At 31.5% G+C, this 21732-nt stretch carries 22 protein-coding genes; 6 read left to right on the forward strand and 16 right to left on the reverse strand.

Going from position 1 to position 21732, the window contains the following annotated elements:
* The first annotated feature begins 7 nt into the window (after nucleotides 1–7).
* The 3 genes from ACUXZJ_RS01390 (at nucleotide 8) to ACUXZJ_RS01400 (ending at nucleotide 3179) form a co-directional block, all read left to right on the forward strand.
* The gene (locus ACUXZJ_RS01390) at nucleotides 8–481 is read left to right on the forward strand and encodes a GNAT family N-acetyltransferase (RefSeq protein WP_060381617.1); all 474 of its coding nucleotides are present in this window, start codon (nucleotides 8–10) and stop codon (nucleotides 479–481) included.
* A gap of 249 nt (nucleotides 482–730) precedes the next feature.
* Nucleotides 731–1051 carry a DUF6370 family protein gene (locus tag ACUXZJ_RS01395; RefSeq protein WP_060383797.1) on the forward strand — a complete coding sequence of 107 codons (321 nt, stop codon included), beginning with the start codon at nucleotides 731–733 and terminating at the stop codon, nucleotides 1049–1051.
* Nucleotides 1052–1307: 256 nt separating this feature from the next.
* The gene (locus ACUXZJ_RS01400) at nucleotides 1308–3179 is read left to right on the forward strand and encodes a peptidase U32 family protein (RefSeq protein WP_063744147.1); all 1872 of its coding nucleotides are present in this window, start codon (nucleotides 1308–1310) and stop codon (nucleotides 3177–3179) included.
* 318 nt (nucleotides 3180–3497) lie between these two features.
* On the opposite strand, the gene fabD is transcribed toward ACUXZJ_RS01400, so the two are convergent.
* Nucleotides 3498–4367 carry an ACP S-malonyltransferase gene (gene fabD, locus ACUXZJ_RS01405; protein ID WP_060381616.1) on the reverse strand — a complete coding sequence of 290 codons (870 nt, stop codon included), beginning with the start codon at nucleotides 4365–4367 and terminating at the stop codon, nucleotides 3498–3500.
* 132 nt (nucleotides 4368–4499) lie between these two features.
* On the opposite strand from fabD, the gene ACUXZJ_RS01410 reads away from it, so the two are divergent.
* Complete coding sequence (locus ACUXZJ_RS01410) at nucleotides 4500–6125, forward strand: hypothetical protein (RefSeq protein WP_063743255.1); 1626 nt, start codon at nucleotides 4500–4502, stop codon at nucleotides 6123–6125.
* Nucleotides 6126–6487: 362 nt separating this feature from the next.
* Here the strand turns inward: ACUXZJ_RS01410 and ACUXZJ_RS01415 are convergent, their stop codons facing one another.
* The 14 genes from ACUXZJ_RS01415 to ACUXZJ_RS01480 all read right to left on the reverse strand — a co-directional run bounded on the left by ACUXZJ_RS01415 (nucleotide 6488) and on the right by ACUXZJ_RS01480 (nucleotide 18038).
* Entirely contained in the window at nucleotides 6488–7126 is a 639-nt protein-coding gene (locus ACUXZJ_RS01415; protein WP_145915570.1) for a hypothetical protein, read from the reverse strand.
* A 214-nt stretch (nucleotides 7127–7340) separates the two neighbouring features.
* The gene (locus tag ACUXZJ_RS01420) at nucleotides 7341–8012 is read right to left on the reverse strand and encodes a hypothetical protein (RefSeq protein ID WP_063743257.1); all 672 of its coding nucleotides are present in this window, start codon (nucleotides 8010–8012) and stop codon (nucleotides 7341–7343) included.
* A gap of 1 nt (nucleotide 8013) precedes the next feature.
* Nucleotides 8014–8991 (reverse strand): hypothetical protein, encoded by a 978-nt coding sequence (locus ACUXZJ_RS01425; RefSeq protein ID WP_060381612.1) that lies wholly within the window; start codon nucleotides 8989–8991, stop codon nucleotides 8014–8016.
* Nucleotides 8992–9003: 12 nt separating this feature from the next.
* Nucleotides 9004–9372: a hypothetical protein gene (locus ACUXZJ_RS01430; protein ID WP_060381611.1), complete on the reverse strand. Its 369-nt coding sequence runs from the start codon at nucleotides 9370–9372 to the stop codon at nucleotides 9004–9006.
* A gap of 2 nt (nucleotides 9373–9374) precedes the next feature.
* Nucleotides 9375–9587 carry a hypothetical protein gene (locus ACUXZJ_RS01435; RefSeq protein WP_060381394.1) on the reverse strand — a complete coding sequence of 71 codons (213 nt, stop codon included), beginning with the start codon at nucleotides 9585–9587 and terminating at the stop codon, nucleotides 9375–9377.
* A complete protein-coding gene (locus ACUXZJ_RS01440) occupies nucleotides 9584–9799 on the reverse strand; it encodes a hypothetical protein (RefSeq protein WP_060381393.1) in 216 nt (71 codons plus the stop codon). Before ACUXZJ_RS01440 ends, ACUXZJ_RS01435 begins: the two co-directional genes overlap by 4 nt.
* 31 nt (nucleotides 9800–9830) lie before the next feature.
* On the reverse strand, nucleotides 9831–10217 hold the full coding sequence (locus ACUXZJ_RS01445) for a hypothetical protein (protein ID WP_145915571.1): 387 nt from the start codon (nucleotides 10215–10217) through the stop codon (nucleotides 9831–9833).
* A 79-nt stretch (nucleotides 10218–10296) separates the two neighbouring features.
* Complete coding sequence (locus ACUXZJ_RS01450) at nucleotides 10297–11103, reverse strand: hypothetical protein (protein ID WP_060381610.1); 807 nt, start codon at nucleotides 11101–11103, stop codon at nucleotides 10297–10299.
* Nucleotides 11104–11194: 91 nt separating this feature from the next.
* The gene (locus ACUXZJ_RS01455) at nucleotides 11195–11641 is read right to left on the reverse strand and encodes a hypothetical protein (protein WP_060381609.1); all 447 of its coding nucleotides are present in this window, start codon (nucleotides 11639–11641) and stop codon (nucleotides 11195–11197) included.
* Nucleotides 11619–13061, reverse strand: coding sequence for a hypothetical protein (locus tag ACUXZJ_RS01460; RefSeq protein WP_063743259.1), 1443 nt, complete (start codon nucleotides 13059–13061; stop codon nucleotides 11619–11621). Before ACUXZJ_RS01460 ends, ACUXZJ_RS01455 begins: the two co-directional genes overlap by 23 nt.
* Nucleotides 13062–13066: 5 nt before the next feature.
* Complete coding sequence (locus ACUXZJ_RS01465) at nucleotides 13067–14980, reverse strand: type VI secretion system Vgr family protein (protein WP_063743260.1); 1914 nt, start codon at nucleotides 14978–14980, stop codon at nucleotides 13067–13069.
* 33 nt (nucleotides 14981–15013) lie between these two features.
* Entirely contained in the window at nucleotides 15014–15403 is a 390-nt protein-coding gene (gene tssD, locus ACUXZJ_RS01470; protein WP_060381384.1) for a type VI secretion system tube protein TssD, read from the reverse strand.
* 223 nt (nucleotides 15404–15626) lie between these two features.
* A complete protein-coding gene (gene tssD, locus ACUXZJ_RS01475) occupies nucleotides 15627–16013 on the reverse strand; it encodes a type VI secretion system tube protein TssD (RefSeq protein WP_060381383.1) in 387 nt (128 codons plus the stop codon).
* A gap of 597 nt (nucleotides 16014–16610) precedes the next feature.
* Nucleotides 16611–18038 (reverse strand): RtcB family protein, encoded by a 1428-nt coding sequence (locus ACUXZJ_RS01480; RefSeq protein WP_060383795.1) that lies wholly within the window; start codon nucleotides 18036–18038, stop codon nucleotides 16611–16613.
* 342 nt (nucleotides 18039–18380) lie between these two features.
* Here ACUXZJ_RS01480 and ACUXZJ_RS01485 point away from each other — a divergent pair, with 342 nt between their 5' ends.
* Both ACUXZJ_RS01485 and ACUXZJ_RS01490 read left to right on the forward strand, forming a co-directional pair.
* Nucleotides 18381–18989: an HD domain-containing protein gene (locus ACUXZJ_RS01485; protein WP_060381606.1), complete on the forward strand. Its 609-nt coding sequence runs from the start codon at nucleotides 18381–18383 to the stop codon at nucleotides 18987–18989.
* A gap of 23 nt (nucleotides 18990–19012) precedes the next feature.
* Complete coding sequence (locus tag ACUXZJ_RS01490; RefSeq protein ID WP_060381605.1) at nucleotides 19013–20035, forward strand: helix-turn-helix transcriptional regulator; 1023 nt, start codon at nucleotides 19013–19015, stop codon at nucleotides 20033–20035.
* 479 nt (nucleotides 20036–20514) lie between these two features.
* Here the strand turns inward: ACUXZJ_RS01490 and ACUXZJ_RS01495 are convergent, their stop codons facing one another.
* Nucleotides 20515–21702: a pyridoxal phosphate-dependent aminotransferase gene (locus tag ACUXZJ_RS01495; protein WP_060381604.1), complete on the reverse strand. Its 1188-nt coding sequence runs from the start codon at nucleotides 21700–21702 to the stop codon at nucleotides 20515–20517.
* Nucleotides 21703–21732 lie beyond the last annotated feature (30 nt).

A 21732-nucleotide genomic window follows, 5' to 3' on the forward strand; every position in this document is an offset into this window, starting at 1 on the left:
AACTGTTATGCTTGGGGCAATCCACGAAGTAGGGATTCAAGAATTTGCCAAAGTTGAAAATATTATTTTAAAATCAGGGCTTGTTCTCGATGAGTTTCTAGGAGGAGGCAATGGGTCTCTGCCTTTACTTCAATACAAATTAGAACGAAATCAATGCAAGATTTATATCTCTAAAATTGATGAACAAATTGTTGGTTTCATTTTGTTATTAACAAAAAGAAGTATCATATCAAAACTAGCATACGATTGGCATATTGCTTATTTGTATGTTGATGAAAATAAGAGAAGAGAAAAAATAGGAGAATCTTTATTAGATCATACTATACAATTTGCTTTATCAACTAAAGCAAACGAATTGTCCTTGTATACGACTAGAGATAATTTTCCTGCCATAAAATTATATAAGAAAAAAGGGTTTTTAGAAAGCAACTTTTTAGCTAATTACCTTACTTTCAAATTGCTTTTAAATGACTATAGGTAAGATTTTTGTATTTTTTAGGTTCCTGTTTATTCAAAAGCTAATTAGATTCTAAAAACTTTTTAAAGTCACCTCAAATGAGGTGGCTTTTTTTACACCAATATTTCTTATATTTGATATTAAAAGCAATTCATTTTATTATGAAACATTTATTATTATTAGCACTTCTAACGATGGTTTCTTCTTGTGGTCCTAAAAGACTCAAATGTGGACCCAAACGCTGTGAAATTCAAAAAACTAAAAACATTTTTAATGAAAAAAACACTCTTTCTTACTATAATACTCTTTATATTTAGCCTATCCGCACAAGAGAAAAAAGAAAAATTAAAAGACCAAGAAGTAGATGCGTCTTGTGGACTATGCCAATTTGGGACAAAAGACAAAGACTGCATCCTAACCATTCGTTATCAAAACAAAGTATACACTGTTGTTGGCTCTCACATAGATGATCATGGAGATGCACATGCTAGCAATGGGTTTTGTAACACAATAAGAAAAGCCAAAGTTTCAGGAACATTACACCAAGGAAAATTTCTAGCAAAAAAATTCAATTTAACCCAAATTATTCGTTAGCCTTTGTAATAAAAATAAAAATACATAAAAAACTCCACAGATGCACTAAGTACAAAAAATAGAGTATTTTTAAAAATTCAAAGTTATTTTTATCCTGAACAAATTTATAACACATAATCCAGAATAAACTCTAGTTAATAGACCTTCAATTATTTTTTAAAATCTAAAAAACAGAATCTATATTTAAATGTTACTTTTTTTTCAGAACTTTGCACACCTTTTTTCGGTATAATTCCCGAAAGATATGTTTTTAGCAATGAAAAGAAAGATTGAAATTTTAGCTCCCGCAAAAGATTTAACTACGGGTATTGCCGCCATAAATGCTGGTGCTGATGCTGTGTATGTAGGTGCTCCGCAATTTGGTGCACGTTCTAACGCAAATAACTCTATTGAAGATGTAGCTGCTTTGGTTCAGTACGCACATCTTTATAATGTGCAAGTTTTTGTGGTAATCAATACCATCATTTATGATGGTGAATTAGAAACTTGTCGTCAATTAATTTGGAAACTATATGAAATAGGTGTTGACGCACTTATTGTTCAAGATATGGGCGTATTAGAACTTGATCTCCCTCCTATACCTCTTCATGCAAGTACACAAGCCAACAATCGAGATCCTAAAAAAATTAAATTTTTAGCCGATGCTGGTATTCAACGTGTAGTTTTAGCACGCGAATTAAATTTACATCAAATTAAAGAAATCAGTGAAGCCACTGATGTTGAGTTAGAGTTTTTCGTAACAGGTGCTTTGTGCGTTTCATTTAGCGGAAATTGTTATATGAGTGTAGCAAATGGAGAACGTTCAGCCAATAGAGGATCCTGCGCACAAAACTGCCGTTTACCTTATAATTTAATTGATGGTCATGGAGAAACTTTAATTCGTAATAGTCATCTATTATCTATTAAAGATTTTGATGTAACAAACCAAATACCTAATTTAGTAGAAGCAGGAATTTGCTCCTTTAAAATCGAAGGTCGTCTAAAAGATGTTGTGTATGTAAAAAATAATGTTTCTTTTTTACGTAAAAAATTAGATACCTTCTTGGCTGAAAATAACGAAAAATACACAAAAGCTTCTTCTGGAAGTTGCACCTATACTTTTGATTCAGAACTAACACGTACCTTTAATCGTGGTTATACAGACTATTTTGTAAACGAAAGACACCAATCCATTGGTTCTTGGGACAGTCCAAAATCTAAAGGACAATACATTGGCAAGCTTATTAAAACCGTTGGCAATTCCTATATTATTGAAAATGGCGAATTATTAAATAACGGCGATGGTCTTTGTTATATCAACGAAGATAAAATAGCAGAAGGTATCTATGTAAATAAAGCTGAAAATGGTATCATATACCCTAATGTACTAAAGGAAATACCTCCTGGAACCGAAATTTATCGTAATAATGATGCTGCCTTTATCAAATTAGTAGAAAGAGAAGACAGCGCAATCAGAAAAATCAGTACTTCATTACTATTAAAAGAAAATGAAAATGGTTTTGAATTAATTGCTACCGATGAAGACGGTAACATAAGCACCGTTCAATTAGTACATCCTAAAGAAAAGACTAAAAATGGTGAATCAATAGAAGAAAATTTTAAAATAAATTTAGCCAAAACAGGATTTACCCCTTATACAGCAGATGAAATAACTATTGAGTTCTCTGAAAACTGGTTTCTTCCTATTTCTAAAATCAATGAGATGCGCAGAAATGTATACGAACAATTATCAACAATTCGTTTAGAAAACTACAATCGTAAAGAATTTCAATTAGAAAAAACATCACATCCTTATCCTGAAACTAAATTAGATTTCACGTATAATGTAGCAAACAAAACCGCTCGTAAGTTTTATGAACGTCATGGAGTTACTGAAATAGAAAAAGCGTTTGAACTACAATGGGATCCAGGAAAATCACGTGTAATGACAACAAAATATTGTATTAAATACGAATTAGAACGTTGTCCTAAATACCATCGCGAAAACATGGATCAAAAACTTAAAGAACCTTTAGTCTTAAAACAAGGCGAATTAGAATATAAATTAAAATTCAACTGCAAACCTTGTGAAATGGAAATTTGGGAAAAAGATGCCGAATTTGAAATTGAAGAAGATCATTTTAATTGATAAAAAAGTAGGGGGTTAAAAAGTAGTAACTCAACGTTTAGCCTGTTTCTTCAATGACAAGAGAAATCACATTATTAATACTATCTGATTTTCTTTACCTGTTTAATTCCTTCAAAGATCCCTTTGATCGAAAATAGAAGATTACAACCTTTTAAACCCCTACTTTTTTAATATAAGACCATTTCTGTCTAATATGTTTTACCCTAATTCTAAATAAAGTAAGAGTTTTTACACAAAATACTATAATTAAGCTCTCTTAATTATTTGTTATTTTAATCAAGATAAAACACATAAGCCTTTTTATATAAAAGAATACGATTAAGCAGAAAGAGTAGTCATTTCTTTATTGATTTTGTTTACTAATCCTACTAATACTTTGCCTGGCCCTACTTCCGTAAAACTAGTTGCCCCATCTGCAATCATCTGGTTTACAGACTGAGTCCATTTGACAGCACCTGTTAACTGAGCAATTAAATTCTTCTTAATTTCAGTTGGATCGCTTACCGCATTAGCCGTTACATTTTGATATACAGGACAAGAAGGAGTGTTAAAAGGAGTTGCCTCAATAGCTGCGGCTAATTTTTCTCTTGCAGGTTCCATCATAGGAGAGTGAAAAGCTCCTCCTACAGGTAAAATTAAGGCTCGTTTTGCACCTGCTTCTTTCATTTTCTCACAGGCCATTTCTACTGCTTTTAATTCGCCTGAAATAACCAACTGCCCAGGACAGTTGTAATTAGCAGCAACTACCACACCGTCTATAGAAGCACAAATATCCTCAACAACGGTATCTTCTAGATTTAAAACTGCTGCCATTGTAGAAGGAGTAATTTCACACGCTTCTTGCATAGCTAAGGCACGTTGCGAAACTAATTTTAATCCATCTTCAAATGACAATGTTCCATTAGCTACTAAAGCAGAAAATTCGCCTAATGAATGCCCTGCTACCATATCAGGTTTTACATCTAAAACTCTGGCTAAAATGACTGAATGTAAAAAAACAGCAGGTTGCGTTACTTTCGTTTCTTTTAATTCTTCTGTAGTCCCTTCAAACATAATGTCTGTAATACGGAAGCCTAAAATTTGATTCGCTTTTTCAAATAATTCTTTCGCTAATTCGGAAGATTCGTATAAATCTTTACCCATTCCGGTAAATTGTGCTCCTTGACCTGGGAAAACGTATGCTTTCATTAAAATATTTTTTTATGTTTAAATGTAGAATTATTGAAAATAATTCGAAACAAAAATACATAAAATTATTGAAACCAATTTTTGTAACTATTCTCTATGAATTGCGTCTAACGGCTAATCAAAAAAATGTGTATGAATTATTTTATAAAAGGATTTATCCTAATTGTATTGGGCTGCCTACTTGTTTATTTTAATTTACCGGTATTAAATTACGGTTTTGTTGAACTTCCTTTTTTACTTTTAATTCTAGTTTTTGTATGGATGATTCTTTCTACAAAACTTCAGATTTCTCGCGATGGAAAGCAAGTTAAAATGATAAATCTACCTTCAAGTATATGGTTGTATATTATAGGAATATTATTAGTATATATATTTATATTCCCTATTTTTAGTTCCCGTTTGATACAAACTGAAAAACATCAAGAATTAATAGGTAAAGTAAGTAATGGCGATAAAATTTCAAAACATATAGCACCTATTTCATTAAATGAAATTCGTGTAGTAGATGAAGATCTTGCTTATTTATTAGGCGAAAAAATACTAGGTTCGCAACCTGCTTTAGGGAGTCAAGTGCATTTAGGCGAATTTTATATTCAAAAAATAAACAATAAATTGTACTGGGTTGCTCCTTTACTTCATTCTGGTTTTTTTAAATGGTTAAATAATACAGAAGGAACTGATGGTTATGTAATGGTTTCAGCAACAAATGAGCGCGATGTGCAATTAGTACAAAATAATAGCGGAAAATCCATTAAAATTAAATATCAACCAAGTGCCTATTTGGGAGATGAAATACGTAGACATATTTATTTTAATGGCTATACGTCTACTGGATTAACAGATTTTACTTTTGAAGTAGATGATACAGGAAAACCATTTTGGGTGGTAACTAAATATGATAAAAAAATAGGATTTACTGGAAATGATGCTACTGGTGTCTTGGTAGTAGATGCACAGACAGGCATTATAAAAGAATATGCTATAACCAATACTCCTCAATGGGTAGATCGTATACAACCTATTGGTTTTATTGAAGATCAGTTAAATGACTGGGGCGAGTTCGTACATGGCTATTGGAATTTTTCTAATGCTGATAAACTAAAAATTACTGAAGGAATGAGCTTAGTATATGGTAAAGATAATAAATCTTATTGGTACACGGGTTTAACTTCTGTAGGGAAAGATGAATCATCTGTAGGGTTTGTATTAGTAGATACTCGTACTAAACAAGCTACATTTTATAAGCAGAGTGGAGCAACGGAATTTGCAGCACAAAATTCAGCCCAAGGAAAAGTACAGGAAAAAGGATATAACGCGTCATTACCTATTCCGTATAATATTAACAATATCCCTACTTACGTTATGACGTTAAAAGATAGAGGCGGTTTAGTAAAAATGTTTGCTATGGTTTCTATTCATGATTATACTATCGTTGGCGTAGGAAATACAATGCGTGAAACCCTAATGGCTTATAAAAATGCTTATAATATGTCAGGTGATGGGATAAAATTAGAAACCGCAACAGATAAAAAAACGGTTAAATCAGTAGTCACTCGTATACAAAACGATGTCAAAAATGGCAATAGTTTTTACTACTTTACCATACAAGGAGAAAACAAAATATTTATTGGTTCTTCACAATTGTCTAATCAATTGCCCATTACACACGTGGGAGATCAGGTAGAAATCACTTATGATACGGATACTGAAGAGGTTATAGATGTATCTAATTTTAAAAATCTTTCGTTAGAAAAATAAAACAGGTTCTAAACGAATTAACATTTCAACTTCCAATCTTAAAGAGAAGTTAAACAAATTAGGATTATTATCTGTAATTTATTTAACTTCTCCTTTGGGTTGACTAGAAGAATTTATGAAGAATCATTTTTTAGATGTAATATGTAATAGCTACAACTTAATTCCATTTTGTATTTCTCGTTTGCATTTGTCAAAAATTTGTGGATCAGGTTCTATCCCTAAGGCATTTGTACGCTCATTAAGTCCAAATGCATCTGCGCGACAGACCAATAAAAATAATTTTGCCACAACAGTCACCCTATAAAGATATGCTGATAAATATTATTAAAAAGGCTTCCAGTTATTTTTGGAAGCCTAATTATTTATTTTTCTTCTGTTACTTTTCCAGTTTTGCCATCCATTTTAAAAACTATAGGTAACCAGCCACTTGGTTCACCAATACTATTGTCTGGTGGTGTTTTTATTACTTTTCCTTCAACTACTGTGATGTACCATATATTCTCAGACTCACTATAATCTAATTCAAAAACAGGACTTTGATTTTCATTTTCTCTTCCTTTTCCTGTTTTTAAATCGATATAGCCCTTTTTGTCTAAAAAAGTTAAACAATCGGTATATTTAATTTTACCAAATTTTTCGTCTTCATTTACTTTTTTATCTAAAGTACCGTCTTCATCATAGTATTCAGAAATGCCTATTTTGACATTTTCTCCTATGTAAGTTTCTTTACGTTTGAGATTACCATTCGCATAAAATTCTTTGTACATTTTAAGAAATGAAGGCAAGGGTAACATTTCATCTTGTGAACCTCCTTTATTTTCAGTAAATTCCATACCAATTATACAATTTCCATTTTCCTTCGAATATCTTTTCAAACCATATTCTGTTTTTTTATACACTTCAAAATCAAATTTTTCAATCATAGTATTTTTAGTTTGTCCTTTACAAGTTACTAAGCTTATTAGGAGAGTTAAAAGTAAAATTTTTAAAAATGTTCTCATCGTTATAAAATTTTGGAATTTAAAAGTTTCCATTGCCAATGGTAAATTATTTTCCTTCTGATATTACCAAATTGTGGCTGATGGGAATAATCCATAATATTATCTTTTTGACCAGCCATATATGTAAATTTTGCAGTGATAGAAAGTCCATCAAATGTATGCTATGAAATATCATTAAAAAGGCTTTCAGTTATTTTGAAAGCCTAATTATTTATTATTTTTCTTCAGTTATTTTTCCTGTTTCTCCATCCATTATAAAATCTAAAGGCAAAGCATCTAGTGGTTCCCCTAGACCTGTAGGTATCGCATTATTGGGCTTTCCTTTGATAATAGAAATTACCCAAGATTTATGCCCCTCTTCATCATTGAAATAAAATTCGAAGAGTGGTCTTCCATCTTTGTCTTCTCTTCCTTTACCTGTTTTTAAATCGATATAGCCCTTTTTCTCTAAAAATGCTAAACAATCTGTATATTTAATTTTACCAAATTTTTCATCTTCATTTATCTTTTTATCTAAAGTACCATCTTCATCATAATATTCAGAAATGCCTATTTTAACATTTTCTCCTATGTAAGTTTCTTTACGTTTGAGATTACCATTCACATAAAATTCTTTATAAATTTTAAGAAATGATGGATTTGGGAGTTTTTCTTTTTTAACATATCCTCCTTCTGTTTTACTTCCAGACAAATTATACGAAGAACCATCATTAAATTGTTTCTTAAGCTCATACGAATATTCCGTATTATTTATTGGTGTTTTTGTGCCCTCTTTTTCTAATTCTTTTATATCTAATTTCTCTATCATTTTGTTTTTATTTTGTCCTTTACAAGCAAATAGGCTTGTTAGGAGAGTTAAAAGTAAAATTTTTAAGAATGCCTTCATATTATAAAATTTTGGAGTTTAATACTTTCCATTGCCAGTGATAGATTACTTTTCGATCAATGGGAGGAGTTAATTGATGACTATAATCCATAATATTATCAGTAGTTCTAGCTTGGTAAGTAAATTTAGCTGAAGCTGATACCCCATCAAATGTATGTGCTAGGCTCATAGCGTGCATTAATTCGTGGGCTAGTGTACCTCTGTTATGACCATCAAAATAAACTCCAAAAGTACTATTGAAATAGGAGAAACCATTCCAGTCCGCTTTTTCGCCTATAAAAAACACAGTATAATAACCGTTATATTTATTACCAAATTGATCTTTTAATTTTTGCTCTAAATAACTTCTAAGCCCACTATCTTTAGTTACTTTGTACCCTTTTTTGTTTTTATTAATTTGTCCATAGGTACAAAATTTATTTTTAAAAGTATTCCATAGTAAGTTTCCTTTACAATCTATAATTGCAGTTTCTATTTTAGGGGTTATCAATGCTTGATTTAAACATTTTTTAAAAAAATCTTGTCCACCAGCTATTGGTTCTCCCTTAACTTCAACCTCGTTTATATCCGTTTTTACTTTTACAAACACCACATTAATCTTCTTTTGAAATTTAGGAGTATTGGGGTGTATTTTTAAAGTGCCACAAATTTCACCATCTGCTTTTACATATAAGGTTTGCGTTGTGTCAAAGGCTTTGTTACAGGTTATTTTTAAAAAATTAGATTTGGTGTTCTTGCCTTTATTCAAACCGCTTATTTGCTGTACATTTAATGACAAATATTTTGTGGCTTCTTTTTCTTTAAACTCCAATGTTAGTTTTTTGGGTAATTCCTCTATTTCTATTTTTAAATTGAAAGTTGCCGTTTTACCTTCTAGTAAAGTTATTATTGGTGTGGGGTATATAAAAGCATTTTTTCCTATTTTTTGTTTCCAAGGAATGTTAAAAAGGGTATAATCACGTAGTAAACGATCATACATTCGAAGGTTTTTTTAAAAATTGACATTCCAATGATTAGTGTCTTTAAAAACGGTTACATTGTCGCTTTCATAATATTTTCCCATAATATTACCAAACCAAGTATCTCCTTTCTTTTTTGTATCTCCAGTCCGAAGCCAATCAAAACCAAATTCACCATCATAATTATCGTGTGGTCTAAAATAGACTAAACATTTAGGTTTAATCTCGGGGTTTGGGCCTATAGGAGGGCTTTCAGGCTCACCATATTTTATATCTTTTTTGGCGGTTATATTAACACTTCCTTCTAAAGAAGTTAAAGTAATAGGTCCTTCAGAATAAATGTTATATTCACCTCCAACAATTTCTGTAATTTTCCCTCCAACAATTCTAGTTCTACTCATAATTAATATTGCTTAGATTTATTAGCTGAATTTATTTGAACTTCTTCGCCTGAATGTTTATTTAATTTTTTTGTACTTGTTATATCCATTCCTTTATCTGAGCTAACGGAGGTCTTGCCTTTTTTAGTCTCACTATGCACATCTCCTTGAATAACTTCCGTCAACTTACCTGTTACTATCGTCATCATATCCATTGCAACTGTAGTATTTTTCATGGCTCCAATGGTTTCGTTTTTGTAAAGTTTTTTGGCGCATTCACACTAATATTCCCTTGTCTATCCATTGTCCAAGTGTTGCCGCTTGGGACTTCAAGGTGAATGCTACCTTGTGCGTCGTTAATGATGACTTTACATCCGCTTCGCGTTTGTATTACTTTATTGTCATTTCCGCCTGTTTCATAACCAGAAATTTCACTGTCAATGTACATTGCTCCTAGTACTAACTGTTTTTAGGTGTTGTTATTTCTTTATTTTTAATGAAGATTTTGAATCCAATACAATAAAAGAATCTTCCCCTTTTATAATTTGATTATTTACTGTAGCATTGATTTTATAAAAAATAGTATATCGTCTTCCTAAAGTAAATGATAAATGGGTAGTGTCTCTAATTGATTGTATATTTTCAAACTTATATTTCAAACTATCGTTTATTGTTAAAACAATATCCGAATTTATTTCTCCTTCATTTTTGAATTTTGGAGTTAAATATAATATTTTTAGGAATTTATTGTTTTCAATAATAAAATCAGAATTTTTAGATTCAACTATTTTGAAGTTACTTCCTTTTTTGTATTTAAAAAAGTCAATTTTTAAAGAATCTTCATCAGAATCCCAATTTGTTATCATTATAGAATTAAAAGAATCGTTTATAGTTTCATAATTATCACAACTTAATAAAATAAAAAAAAATGATAAATAATAAAATTTAATATACCTCGATATAACCATAATAGTTGGATTTAAAAGATTTAACTGAAATTCTGTTATTACCCAAAAGAAAAACACTATTTTTATCCCACATTGGTTTCCCTTTTTCATTTTTGTAATCCACAGGGTTATATCCCCACGTAAAAATTCTAAAAGTTAACGAGTCAACATCATCTAATACTGACGTTACTTTTCCATTTTTATCATAAAACTGTAAGCGACCTTCATAAACTACCCAGTGTGAATCATTTCCAATATCTACAAGAGAGTTGTAACTCGATTTGTTATCAATCATATCGGCATCAATCATCATCAAGTTTGTATGCCCTAATTTATGACTTTTATCAATTTCTATTAATTTTTCTAAATCACTATCTGAAAAATAGTCGTAAACTCTACCTCCCAATGGTCTCTTCTTTTGTTGAATTAAGAATTTGTTTAATCCAAAAAATTCCACGGTTGAAAAGTTAGCAATACTTTTTGTCATTTGTTGCATCATTTCAGGCCAGTTTACCGCGGTTATCATATCCATATTGCTTTTTTCAATTCCTTTATAAACTAGTTTGTTAAATAAGAAAGCTTCACGACTTCTAGTCGTTGCTAATACAATCCAATCAACTTCAGGTATTTGCACATTTTTATAATCTGAGCTTTTAGGGTTCATATTATACATAGTATACGCCTTTTCGTGCGGTTTAATTTTAAAATTATTAATAGTTATTTCACCCTTTCCAAACAATTCTTTGGCTATTTTTAGATAAATTGATGTATCTTTTTTTATCAATACATTGTATAATGAAGCCATTCCACATAGTGAGGCTCCATCTTGACCAATTCTCCATGTTCTTTTGCTCTTGCTTCTGCTTGCTCATAACAAATTACTTTTATTTGTCCTATTACTTTTTTATTATAATTGAAGATTTTAAATCTAAAACAAGTATTTCGCTATCACCTATTTCAGAATACCAGTTGTTTACTTTCACTTCTATATCTCCTCCTTGATTAGAAGATCTAGTTTTAAAGTCATAAATTTTATAATAAATTGTATCATTAATTTTTAATTCATATTTATTACTAGTTGATAATTTGTTTTGAGTTGATTTAAATTTTATTAATAAATATTTATTCTTATTTAATGTGTCATAAGCAATTCTTGTGTAATTAACTTTATAGCTTATTGTAGTTTTATTTTTATCATAAGATAATAATGAAATAGTTTTGGGTATTGATTTATTATTCCAATCTGAAACCCATATTTCACTTTTTATATGTTTTTTAGAATTATCACTACAAGAAAAATTAAGAGAAATTAAGAAAAAACTAATATACTTCAATATATCCATAATAATTTGATTTAAATGATTTTACTCCTATGCCTGGCGATGTTTGAATGTTTATTACCTCTTTGTCAAAATCTGTCTTCCCATCCATTCTTTTATATTCTCCAGTTTTAGGATTTCTTCCCCACGTAAAAATTCTAAAAGTTAACGACTCAACATCATCTAATACTGACGTTACTTTTCCATTTTTATCATAAAACTGTAAGCCACCTTCATAAACTACCCAGTGTGAATCATTTCCAATATCTACAAGAGAGTTGTAACTCGATTTGTTATCAATCATATCGGCATCAATCATCATCAAGTTTGTATGCCCTAATTTATGACTTTTATCAATTTCTATTAATTCTTCTAAATCACTATTTGAAAAATAATCGTGAACTCTTGCAGAAATGAGCCTTTTTTTATTGTTAATAGCATTAAAACCTAAATTATGTGAAATAGCATTGCTAAATCCTGCAACCTCTTTACACATTCGAGTTAACATATCTGGCCAGTTTACTGCTTTTAGCATATCAATATTACCATCTTCAAATCCTTTATAAACAAATTTGTCATTTAAACTTTCTTTGCTTCGTGTTGTGGCTAATACAATCCAGTCTATCTCAAACATTCCCATAGCAATATAATTATTATCTGTAGTTTTAACATCATACATACTTAAAGCCTTTTCGTGTGGTTTAATAATATATTTCCCTATAGAATATTCTCCAGTTCTAAATAGATTTTGTGCTAACTTTTTATATTCTTTTGAATCTCGTTTTAACATAGCATAATATAATGCCGCCATTCCACAAAGAGAACTACTTCCTTGTTTTATTTTCCAAAAATCCTTAACACGATCTTCAATTTGCTCATAAACAATTTCTCTATCAAACCATCTAAACCTATTATGTTTCCAAACTTTTGTTTCTCCTTCGCTTTTAGGGTCGTCAATATAAGCTCTAACATAAATAAATCTGCCGCACATATCCTCTTCATTCATAGTAATTTTAACAGTGTCCCCTGTAACTTTTAACGGTACATCTATCCATTTATTTTGTGAGTATTTTGGACTATGGTAGCGCATTTGCCATTTGGTTAGCCTACGAGTTAAAGGTGTTTCATTATCATATTGTGTGACTTGAAACGTATATTCTTTTCCAAAAATCATTCCTAGCTGAGTACCTCCTGATTTATCATTCTTTGAACCCAGATCTAAATTTGTAACTAGTTCTACTTTTTTTACTTTTCCTTGGTTTAATACTATTTTGGGAGGCTCTATTGGCGTTTTATATGATGTGCCTTTTTGGGCACCGTTAATAGAAACCGTACCCTCGGCATTGAAACTCATTTTCTGAGCAAATAAATTGTATTCTCCTGTACAATGTTCTGTTATAGATCCACCTGCAATTTCAATATAATTTCCTGATTTATTACTCATAAGAATTAATGATTTTTAGTGTTTTTACCGCTGTTTACAAATACCTCGTCTTTGGCGTGTTTATTAATATTGGTTTGGCTTGATACGGTTATGTCTTTTAAGGCTTGTTTTGTTATATCATTACTGGAGGTTTGTATGTTTTCATGTGCTATTTTTTTTATGTTTTTGGCTAGTAAGCTAAAATCGCCTATTGCATTTTGTATCATCATGGCTCCTGCTGTAGTGCTATGGTTCATTCCTGCACTTTCAGTTATATTCATACCAGCAGAGGTTGTAATATTCATGCCTGCTGTCATGCTAATATTTTCTCCAGCATTGACTATAAAGTTTTTTGGTGCATTCACATTAATATTCCCATGACCGTCCATCGTCCAAGTGTTGCCACTAGGATCCTCTATAAAAACAGAACCTTGGGCATCGTTTAGAATAATTTTAGTTCCAGATCGGGTATGAATGGCTTTTACATCATTGCCGCTAGTATGGTACCCACTGGTTTCGCTTCCGTTATAATGAGTGCCTAGTACAAAAGGTTTTTCTGCATTGCCGCTTTCAAAACCTACAAGGACTTCTTCGCCTATTTCGGGGATAAAATGAAATCCTTTGCCTGCTCCTGAGTGGGGTTGTATTAGGCGAATCCATGGGGTTTTTTGGTTTTTTCTTTCTTGCCATGGAAATTGTACGCGTATACGCCCCATGCTCATAGGATCGTTGTTGTCTACTACCCGTGCGGTTTGTTCTTCGCAATTAGGATAGGTGTTGTCGTCAAAATAAGGAGGGGTCCATAAATCGGGAATGGCTACGAACTCGTTGTAATAGCTATTGCCATCATGAAAATGTTGAATTTCTATGATGCGATAGGTTTCCATAGGGCGGTCGTTTATATCAACTAGTTTGGTTAGATCGCCTTGTTTGAGTTGGGGGTCTTTGCTTTTGCCTTTTACGATCATCAGGTTTTCTCTGAGTTCTTTTTGTTTTCGTACGGCATCTTGTAACTCTCTATCGGTTCGGTTGTTGATACCCGTGGGGTTGTGGAGTTTGTTGGGTTTTTTATGGAATACGTTTTTTGAGGCTTTTAGGGCTACTTGTTGATAGGGGTTGACTTTATTTTGTAATTGAGCCGAGGCGCTATCTCGTTGTAGGCTGGTGCCTGATTCTACATCGTAGGTGGTGTAGGTAAATTGTTGTGGTTTTACTGATATTTCAAAGGATACGTGTACTAGGTCTACACTTTCGTCTAGGTTTATGATTTTAGGGCCTACTTTGTTGCCTAACACTAGGCTCTGTCCGTTGTAATACAGGTATTCGCCATAGCGTATGGCAAGTTGTTGTAAAAATTGATAATCTGTTTGGTTGTATTGTACGGTGTAAGGCAACACATTTTGGGTGTTGTTGTTTCGGACAATGGTATGAAGGGTGTCTTTGGGGTATTGGGCGGTTATGTCTTGAAAGATTTCTTCTAGGGTTTTGTTTTCAAAACTTTGGGATTCAAGTCCTTGTTCTAACATAATGGTAGGAGCGTGTCCTGTAATATATAGTCTACCGTAACCGTCTTTTTTTAAAAGGTTTAAATGGGTTATAATGCCTGTAAAGGTTTGTTTTATTTCTCCAAATCGGTGCAGGTGGATGTGTATGGTTTTTCCTAGATAATTTTTAGAATTTTCCATGATGTAGGCTTCTTCATTGTCTAGGGAATCGGCACGGGTATCTAGGGTAAAGGTGTCGTGTTCGTTGGTTTTTTGATGGAACTGTAGGTTAAAATGGGATTTTTCTAGGAAGGATTTGCCTTCTATGGTAAGGGTGCAGTAGACTAATGGACTGGATTTGTCGGCTAAAAAGTCTTTAAAGGAACGTAATGAGGCGTATTGTGCTATATCATCAGGATGATTGAGTCTTCCGTAGTCACTGTTATAAGTATCCATAGCGTGTATGTGTTTTAGTTGTTTAGTTGTTGTTTAATCTTTCCATTTCTTTTCGTGTGTAGCTTCGTTTAGAACAAATCGTTTGGCCATTAGGCGTAGGGCTATTTGTAGCGGTTCGTTGTTTTTAGCATCAAAGTATTCGGAAAAGGAAACACAATAGGCTTTTTCAAATTTTAACTCTTGTAGTTTGCTCATGGCATCTCTTCTAAAGAATGTAATGGTACCGTTTTTGGTTTGACTGTGGTCGAGCATCCATTGTAATAGGTTGGATTTTCCGTTGCTTTCTATACGGATATTAATTTCGCCTCCTTGAGGCATTCCTTCGGGTTTTCCTGTAGCGTCTATTTGTTGTGTAAAATTATAGTCGCAACTGAGTATGTTATAGGTGTTTCCGTCTAGTTCTAATTTAGCTAAAAAGGACATGTTTGTTTGTTTTTAGGGTTGTTTATTTGAAAGAAAAAAGAAAAAAGGCGATCCCAAAAGATCGCAACTATCATTTAATGGAGTTCTTTTTAGACTAGGGTTGACCAGTGTAAAACCTAGGGGGTAATACAATGATTGATCTAGCCAATGTCATTTCCTTATGGAAAGTAACAAAGAACTGGGGGTTAAAAAGTTGCTTTTAGGGAACGCCTTTTTGAAGGGATTATACCCATTCGTTTTCGTAAGCTCCTGAACCTAGTTCAATTTTTTTAGCTGAAATGGTAAAGGTTTCTGTTAATGGATTTACGCCTGTTGAATCAAAGTTTTCTCTGAATTTTACTACGTAAGCTTCTGAAAATTTTAATTCTTTTAGAACTGCTTCGCTGTCTCTTTTAAAGAATTTTACACTTCCGTCTTTTCTTTCAAATGAGTTGGTCATCCACTCGAAGAATGAAGTGTCTGCAGTACCTTCAATTGTTAATTCAATTTTTCCTCCTCTAGTTACAGTAGAAGGTCTACCCGTTGCGTCTGTTTCTTGAAATAAACCGTAGTTTACATTTAATACTGTGTACTCTTTTCCTGCTACTGCTAATTTTGCTTTAAATGACATAATTATAAATATTTAAAAAATTAAGAAATACATAAGGATATACCTATAAAGGTATAGAGTAGGTTAAAAAATGATTTGGGGGTGGGTTTTGTTAGGTAATAACCAATTTGAGTAGGATCGTTTGGTTTTTGTGCTTTCATAACATATTTTGTTTTTAATAATAATAACCATTTATGGAAATATGATTAAGTCAAATATAGTAAACTTGTTTTATAAAAACAAGTTTTTGTTATAAAAATATTTATAAGTTTTTTAATTTAAAAAATACTGCGTAAATTTATTCTATTTCACAGCATTTTTTATAAATAAAAAGTTTTTTTAGACTATATCTTAAGAAAAAATATAGTAAAATGACGTTGAATATAAATGTAGATTAAAAGAACGTTTTTGATTACAACATTTATACCGTTATAAATAAAAAATTTCAAAGGTAAAATTTCTCTTTGTAGCATGATGATGATGCAAAGTTTTAAGTTATCATTTTTGATATGATATAAAACGTTGTTTTTAATTCATACAAGGATGTCATATAGCTTATTGCTCCGACTTAAATCAAGTGTATAAATTTACTTCAGAAAAACAAGTTAATCTTATTTTCTAATCTTCTTTACTCCCATCATCAGCCATACGAACCATTTTAGGCACAAATTTTGCAACCACATCTACTAAATCTTGTTGTGATACCATTACTTGATGAATATCTTTATACGCCATAGGTGCTTCATCTAATCCTGCTCCAATAAGGGTTACACCATGATCTTTTAAAATGGTTTGCATATCATTTCTTGTAATATTTTTAATGGCTTGGGTTCGACTCATTTGTCTTCCTGCACCATGAGATGCCGAATTAATAGCTTTTTCTTCTCCTTTTCCTCTAACCAAAAATCCTGGTGCTGTCATGCTTCCTGGAATAATTCCCATCACATTTTTTTCAGCTGGTGTTGCTCCTTTTCGATGAACAATAACTTCTTCTCCGTTATAAATTTCTTTCCAAGCAAAATTATGATGATTTTCAATTTTTGCTAAAGTAACTGCTCCTAACGCTTTTTTCATTTTATCATGTATAATTTCATGGCAAGCTGATGCGTAATCACCAGCTAAATTCATAGCAATCCAATATTCTTGACCTAATTCAGAATTTAAATCTAAATAAGCTAAATTTTGAGCTTCATGTGGCAGTTTACATACTTGTTTTGCTATTTTGGTGTAATGACCTGCAATAGTTGCTCCAAAACCTCTTGATCCTGAATGTGTCAGTAAGGCAACGTATTTCCCTTTTGGAATTTTTAAATCAAGGTCTTCTTTTTCAAATTCTATTATTCCAAACTCGACAAAATGATTACCACCTCCCGAGGTTCCTAATTGAGACCATGCTTTATCTTTGAGAGTATTTAGAAAAACATTTTCATTAAAAGCTTTGTTCTCTAAAACCAAATGATCACTCTTATATTGACCATGATAACCGTGACCCGCACCAAATTTAGAATGAGCAATTAATTCTCTTTTAAATTTTGCTTCATTTTCATAATAATACCATTCAGGAATATCATAAATAGACAATGCCATTCTACAACCTATATCGACTCCTACTCCATAAGGAATAATTGCGTTTTTTGTAGCTAGCACTCCACCTATTGGCAATCCGTAACCTTTATGCGCATCAGGCATTAAGGCACCAGCCACAGTAACAGGAAGCTTCATAGCGATTTCCATTTGTTGCTTTGCTCCGTCCTCTATATGTTTTTCTCCATAAAGCGCAAAGGCATTTGGATTAGAATTTAGGGTAATAAAATCTTCAGGCTTTTCATTCATTTGTTCGATTAAAGCAGAAGCTAATTTGCTAAAGTTTTTATCGTCTAAATAATTTTCTGGTGCCTCTAAAACCTTTTTATATTTTTCAATCATTTCTTCATGTGTAAACCCTAATCTCTTTTTATTTATCTTTAGAGCAACTCCTAAAGTTGGACCTGACTGGTATCCTAATTTAAGTAAATCATTTCCGTTTATTTTACTAGTCTCCACTATTTCATTTTTTTTATCTGTAACCTTGGTGAGATTCGAACTCACATTCCCTCTCGGGCATTACGGCTCTAAATACGCTTCCCTACTTTCCCTAACAATTTCGGTGCTTCTGTAAATTCTACCCATTAGTCCGCGCAGGTCTAACCGGAATATCCGTAAACTCTATAGTGCGTTAATTTTTCTATAGGCTTTTCCTTTTAAGCTACAAGGTCATTTTTTCTTTTTTAACTCAACAATTTTTCTTATATCATCGGGTTTTTGATTTTGATAAACAAAGATTCAAAATTAACTACGCAGTTATTTTACGTAGTTATTTTTTTTTTTATTTTTGAGAAAATGATTCTGATGAATATCCGAAACCTATTTATAGAAACTCTTTCTTCACTTAATTTTAATCACTTGGAAATTAACACAAGATGGGAATTAGTAGATAAAAATTATTCTAAAAAAAATCGTTACTATCATAATTGGATACATATTGAAGCTATGACAAAAAATTGGTTGGAGTACAAAAATCAGTTAGAAAATCCTATTGAAGTACTTCTTGGCATTTATTATCACGATGTAATTTATGTCAGTACTCGAAAAGATAATGAGTTAAAAAGTGCTCAACTAATTTTTAAAGAATTTAAAAAATCTAAAGAAATTGATTTAAATATAATTTACAATCTTATTTTGTGCACGCAAACTCATAATGCTACGACCAACGATGAAAAATGGCTCGTTGATTTTGATTTACAAATACTGGGTAAAGATTGGAAAATTTATAAGAATTATTGCGAGCAAATAAGAAAAGAATACCGAATTTATCCTAACTTTATGTATAATCCTGGTCGAAAAAAAGCCTTACTGCATTTCTTAGACAAAGAAGCTATTTATCAAACAGAACCCTTCCGAACGCAATATGAAAAACAAGCAAGAGAAAATATTAAAAGAGAAATTGGACTGCTTTGATAACTAAAGATTAAATACAAAAAATGGCTCAAAATAAAAACGCTCTTATTCGATACAAAACCATTGACAAATGTTTACAAAACAAATATCGCACTTGGACTTTGGAGGATTTAATTGAAGCTTGTTCCCAAGCTTTATATGAATATGAAGGAAAAGAAAATCCTGTAAGTAAAAGAACCATACAATTAGATATTCAAATGATGCGAAGTGAAAAGCTTGGATATAATGCACCTATTGAAGTATATGATAAGAAATATTATCGCTATGCCGATGAAGATTTTAGTATTACAAATATTCCTTTGACTGAAAACGATATTAATGTGTTAACAGAAACTGTTTCAATGCTAAAACAATTTAAAGACTTTTCTTTATTTAATGATGTATCGGATATATTGCAACGTCTTGAAGACAAAATTTATGCTGAAAAAACACATACACAACCTATTATTCATTTCGATAAGAATGAAAATTTAAAAGGCTTGTATTTTTTGGATGAAATATACCAAGCTATTCTAAAAAAAGTGGTTTTAATTATTACCTATAAATCATTTAAATCCAGAGAAGCTCAAACATTTATCTTTCACCCTTTCATTTTAAAGGAATTTAACAACCGTTGGTTTGTAATTGGTAAAAAGAAAAACAATCAACCTATTTCAAATTTAGCTTTAGATAGGATCATCAAAATTGATTATGATTTTAAAGTTCCTTATTTAAGCAACTCTTTTGATGCTGATATGTATTACAAAAACATTGTGGGTGTCACTATGAATGAAGGAATACAAACCCGCGTGATACAACTTTGGATAGATGCCTATAACGCACCGTATGTTATGACGAAACCTATTCATAATACGCAACGATTAATACAGCAAAATGAAGATGGCAGTATCATCATTAACTTATTTTTAAAAGAAAATTTTGAATTAGAACGTATTATTTTGGGTTTTGGCTCTAGCATAATAGTTTTAAAACCAGAGAGTTTGAGAAAAAAAATAAAATTTATTCTAGAAAAAGCACTTAAAAATTATCCGTCTATTTTAGAATGATTTTTTCATTAGTGCCTATATAATTTGTTTTACATATTGTCCTATTTTTCATAAAACAATATAGAGATTGCCTTTTTTACCCCAAAACAACTATGTTATCTTACTTCGTCTTGTGCTTTACTTTTACCAATTAGAAAAATGATGAAAGAATGGATAGAAAAAGCAAATCACCTCAATATTGAGAGGTTATATCTCCTTACCATAGAAGTAACAAAATAGTTCATAGAACAGGATTTGGATCATAATTCTTCTTTTTTATCTTATATTCTAGGTAAACTGAATAAACTCAAAATGGATAGATAGTATAGAGGCTGTCTTAAAATATTTCATTTTTTTCATTTATCCTATTGATTTACTTCTATCTAACCAAACGTAGGATCAAACAATGTATTTTATCAAAACCGATTACATCATATTAATGATGCTCATGTGACTAATTAACTATTGAATATTTTAGGACAGACTCTTTTTTATTTTATTTAAACTAGAGCTTCTTTTATTCGTTTAATTGCTTCTCTTAAGAGTTCTTCACTGGTAGCGTAAGATAAACGAATACAGTTTGGATTCCCAAAAGCATCTCCTGTTACGGTAGCTACGTTAGCTTCTGCTAATAAATACATAGCAAAATCATTAGCATCTTTTATTTCTTTTCCTCTTAGGGTTTTTCCGAAATATTCAGAAACATCTGGAAAGAAATAAAAAGCACCTTCTGGCATTGTAAGTTTAAATCCTGGAATTTCTGATAATAGTTGATATACAATTCCTCTTCTTTTTTCGAAAGAGTCTACCATATATTTGATAGCTTCGGGATTAGCTTCTACAGCGGCTTTTGTTGCGCGCTGTGCTATGGTATTAGCTCCACTAGTAACTTGCCCTTGCATTTTTGTACATGCTTTAGCAATAAATTCGGGTGCTCCAATGTACCCCATTCTCCATCCTGTCATGGCAAATGCTTTTGCTACTCCATTTACCGTAATAACATTATTTTCCATCCCTGGAATAGAACCTATACTATAATAGTTGCCTGTATAATTAATATGTTCGTAAATTTCATCTGAAACTACGTAAATATTAGGATATTTTTTTAATACTTCTGCCAATGCTTCTAATTCTTCTTTACTGTAAACAGAACCTGAAGGGTTACAAGGTGAACTAAACCACATCATTTTCGTTTTAGGGGTAATAGCGGCTTCTAGTTGAGCTGGAGTTATTTTAAAATTAGAGGTTACTGACGTAGGTACTTCTATAGGTGTACCTCCAGAAAGTTTGATTATTTCAAAATAAGATACCCAGTAAGGAGCTGGCAAAACGACCTCATCTCCATCGTTTAGCATTACTTGAGCAATGTTGTATAATGATTGTTTAGCTCCTGTAGAAACTACAATTTGAGCAGGTGTATAGTGTAAATTATTGTCTCTTTTAAATTTAGCGCATATAGCTTCTTTTAGATCTAAATATCCCTCTACTGGTGGGTATGCTGAAAAATTATCATCAATAGCTTGTTTTGCTGCTTCCTTTATAAAATCAGGTGTATTAAAATCCGGTTCACCTAAGCTTAAACTGATAATATCTTTACCTTGTGCTTTTAATTCTCTTGCTAAAGCAGCCATTGCTAAAGTTTGTGAAACAGCTAGGCTATTAATTCTTTCTGATAAAATGTTGTTCATTGTGTTGATATATTATGTAATTATCAATTC

The sequence above is a fragment of the Flavobacterium sp. TN-1 genome (assembly GCF_052828645.1).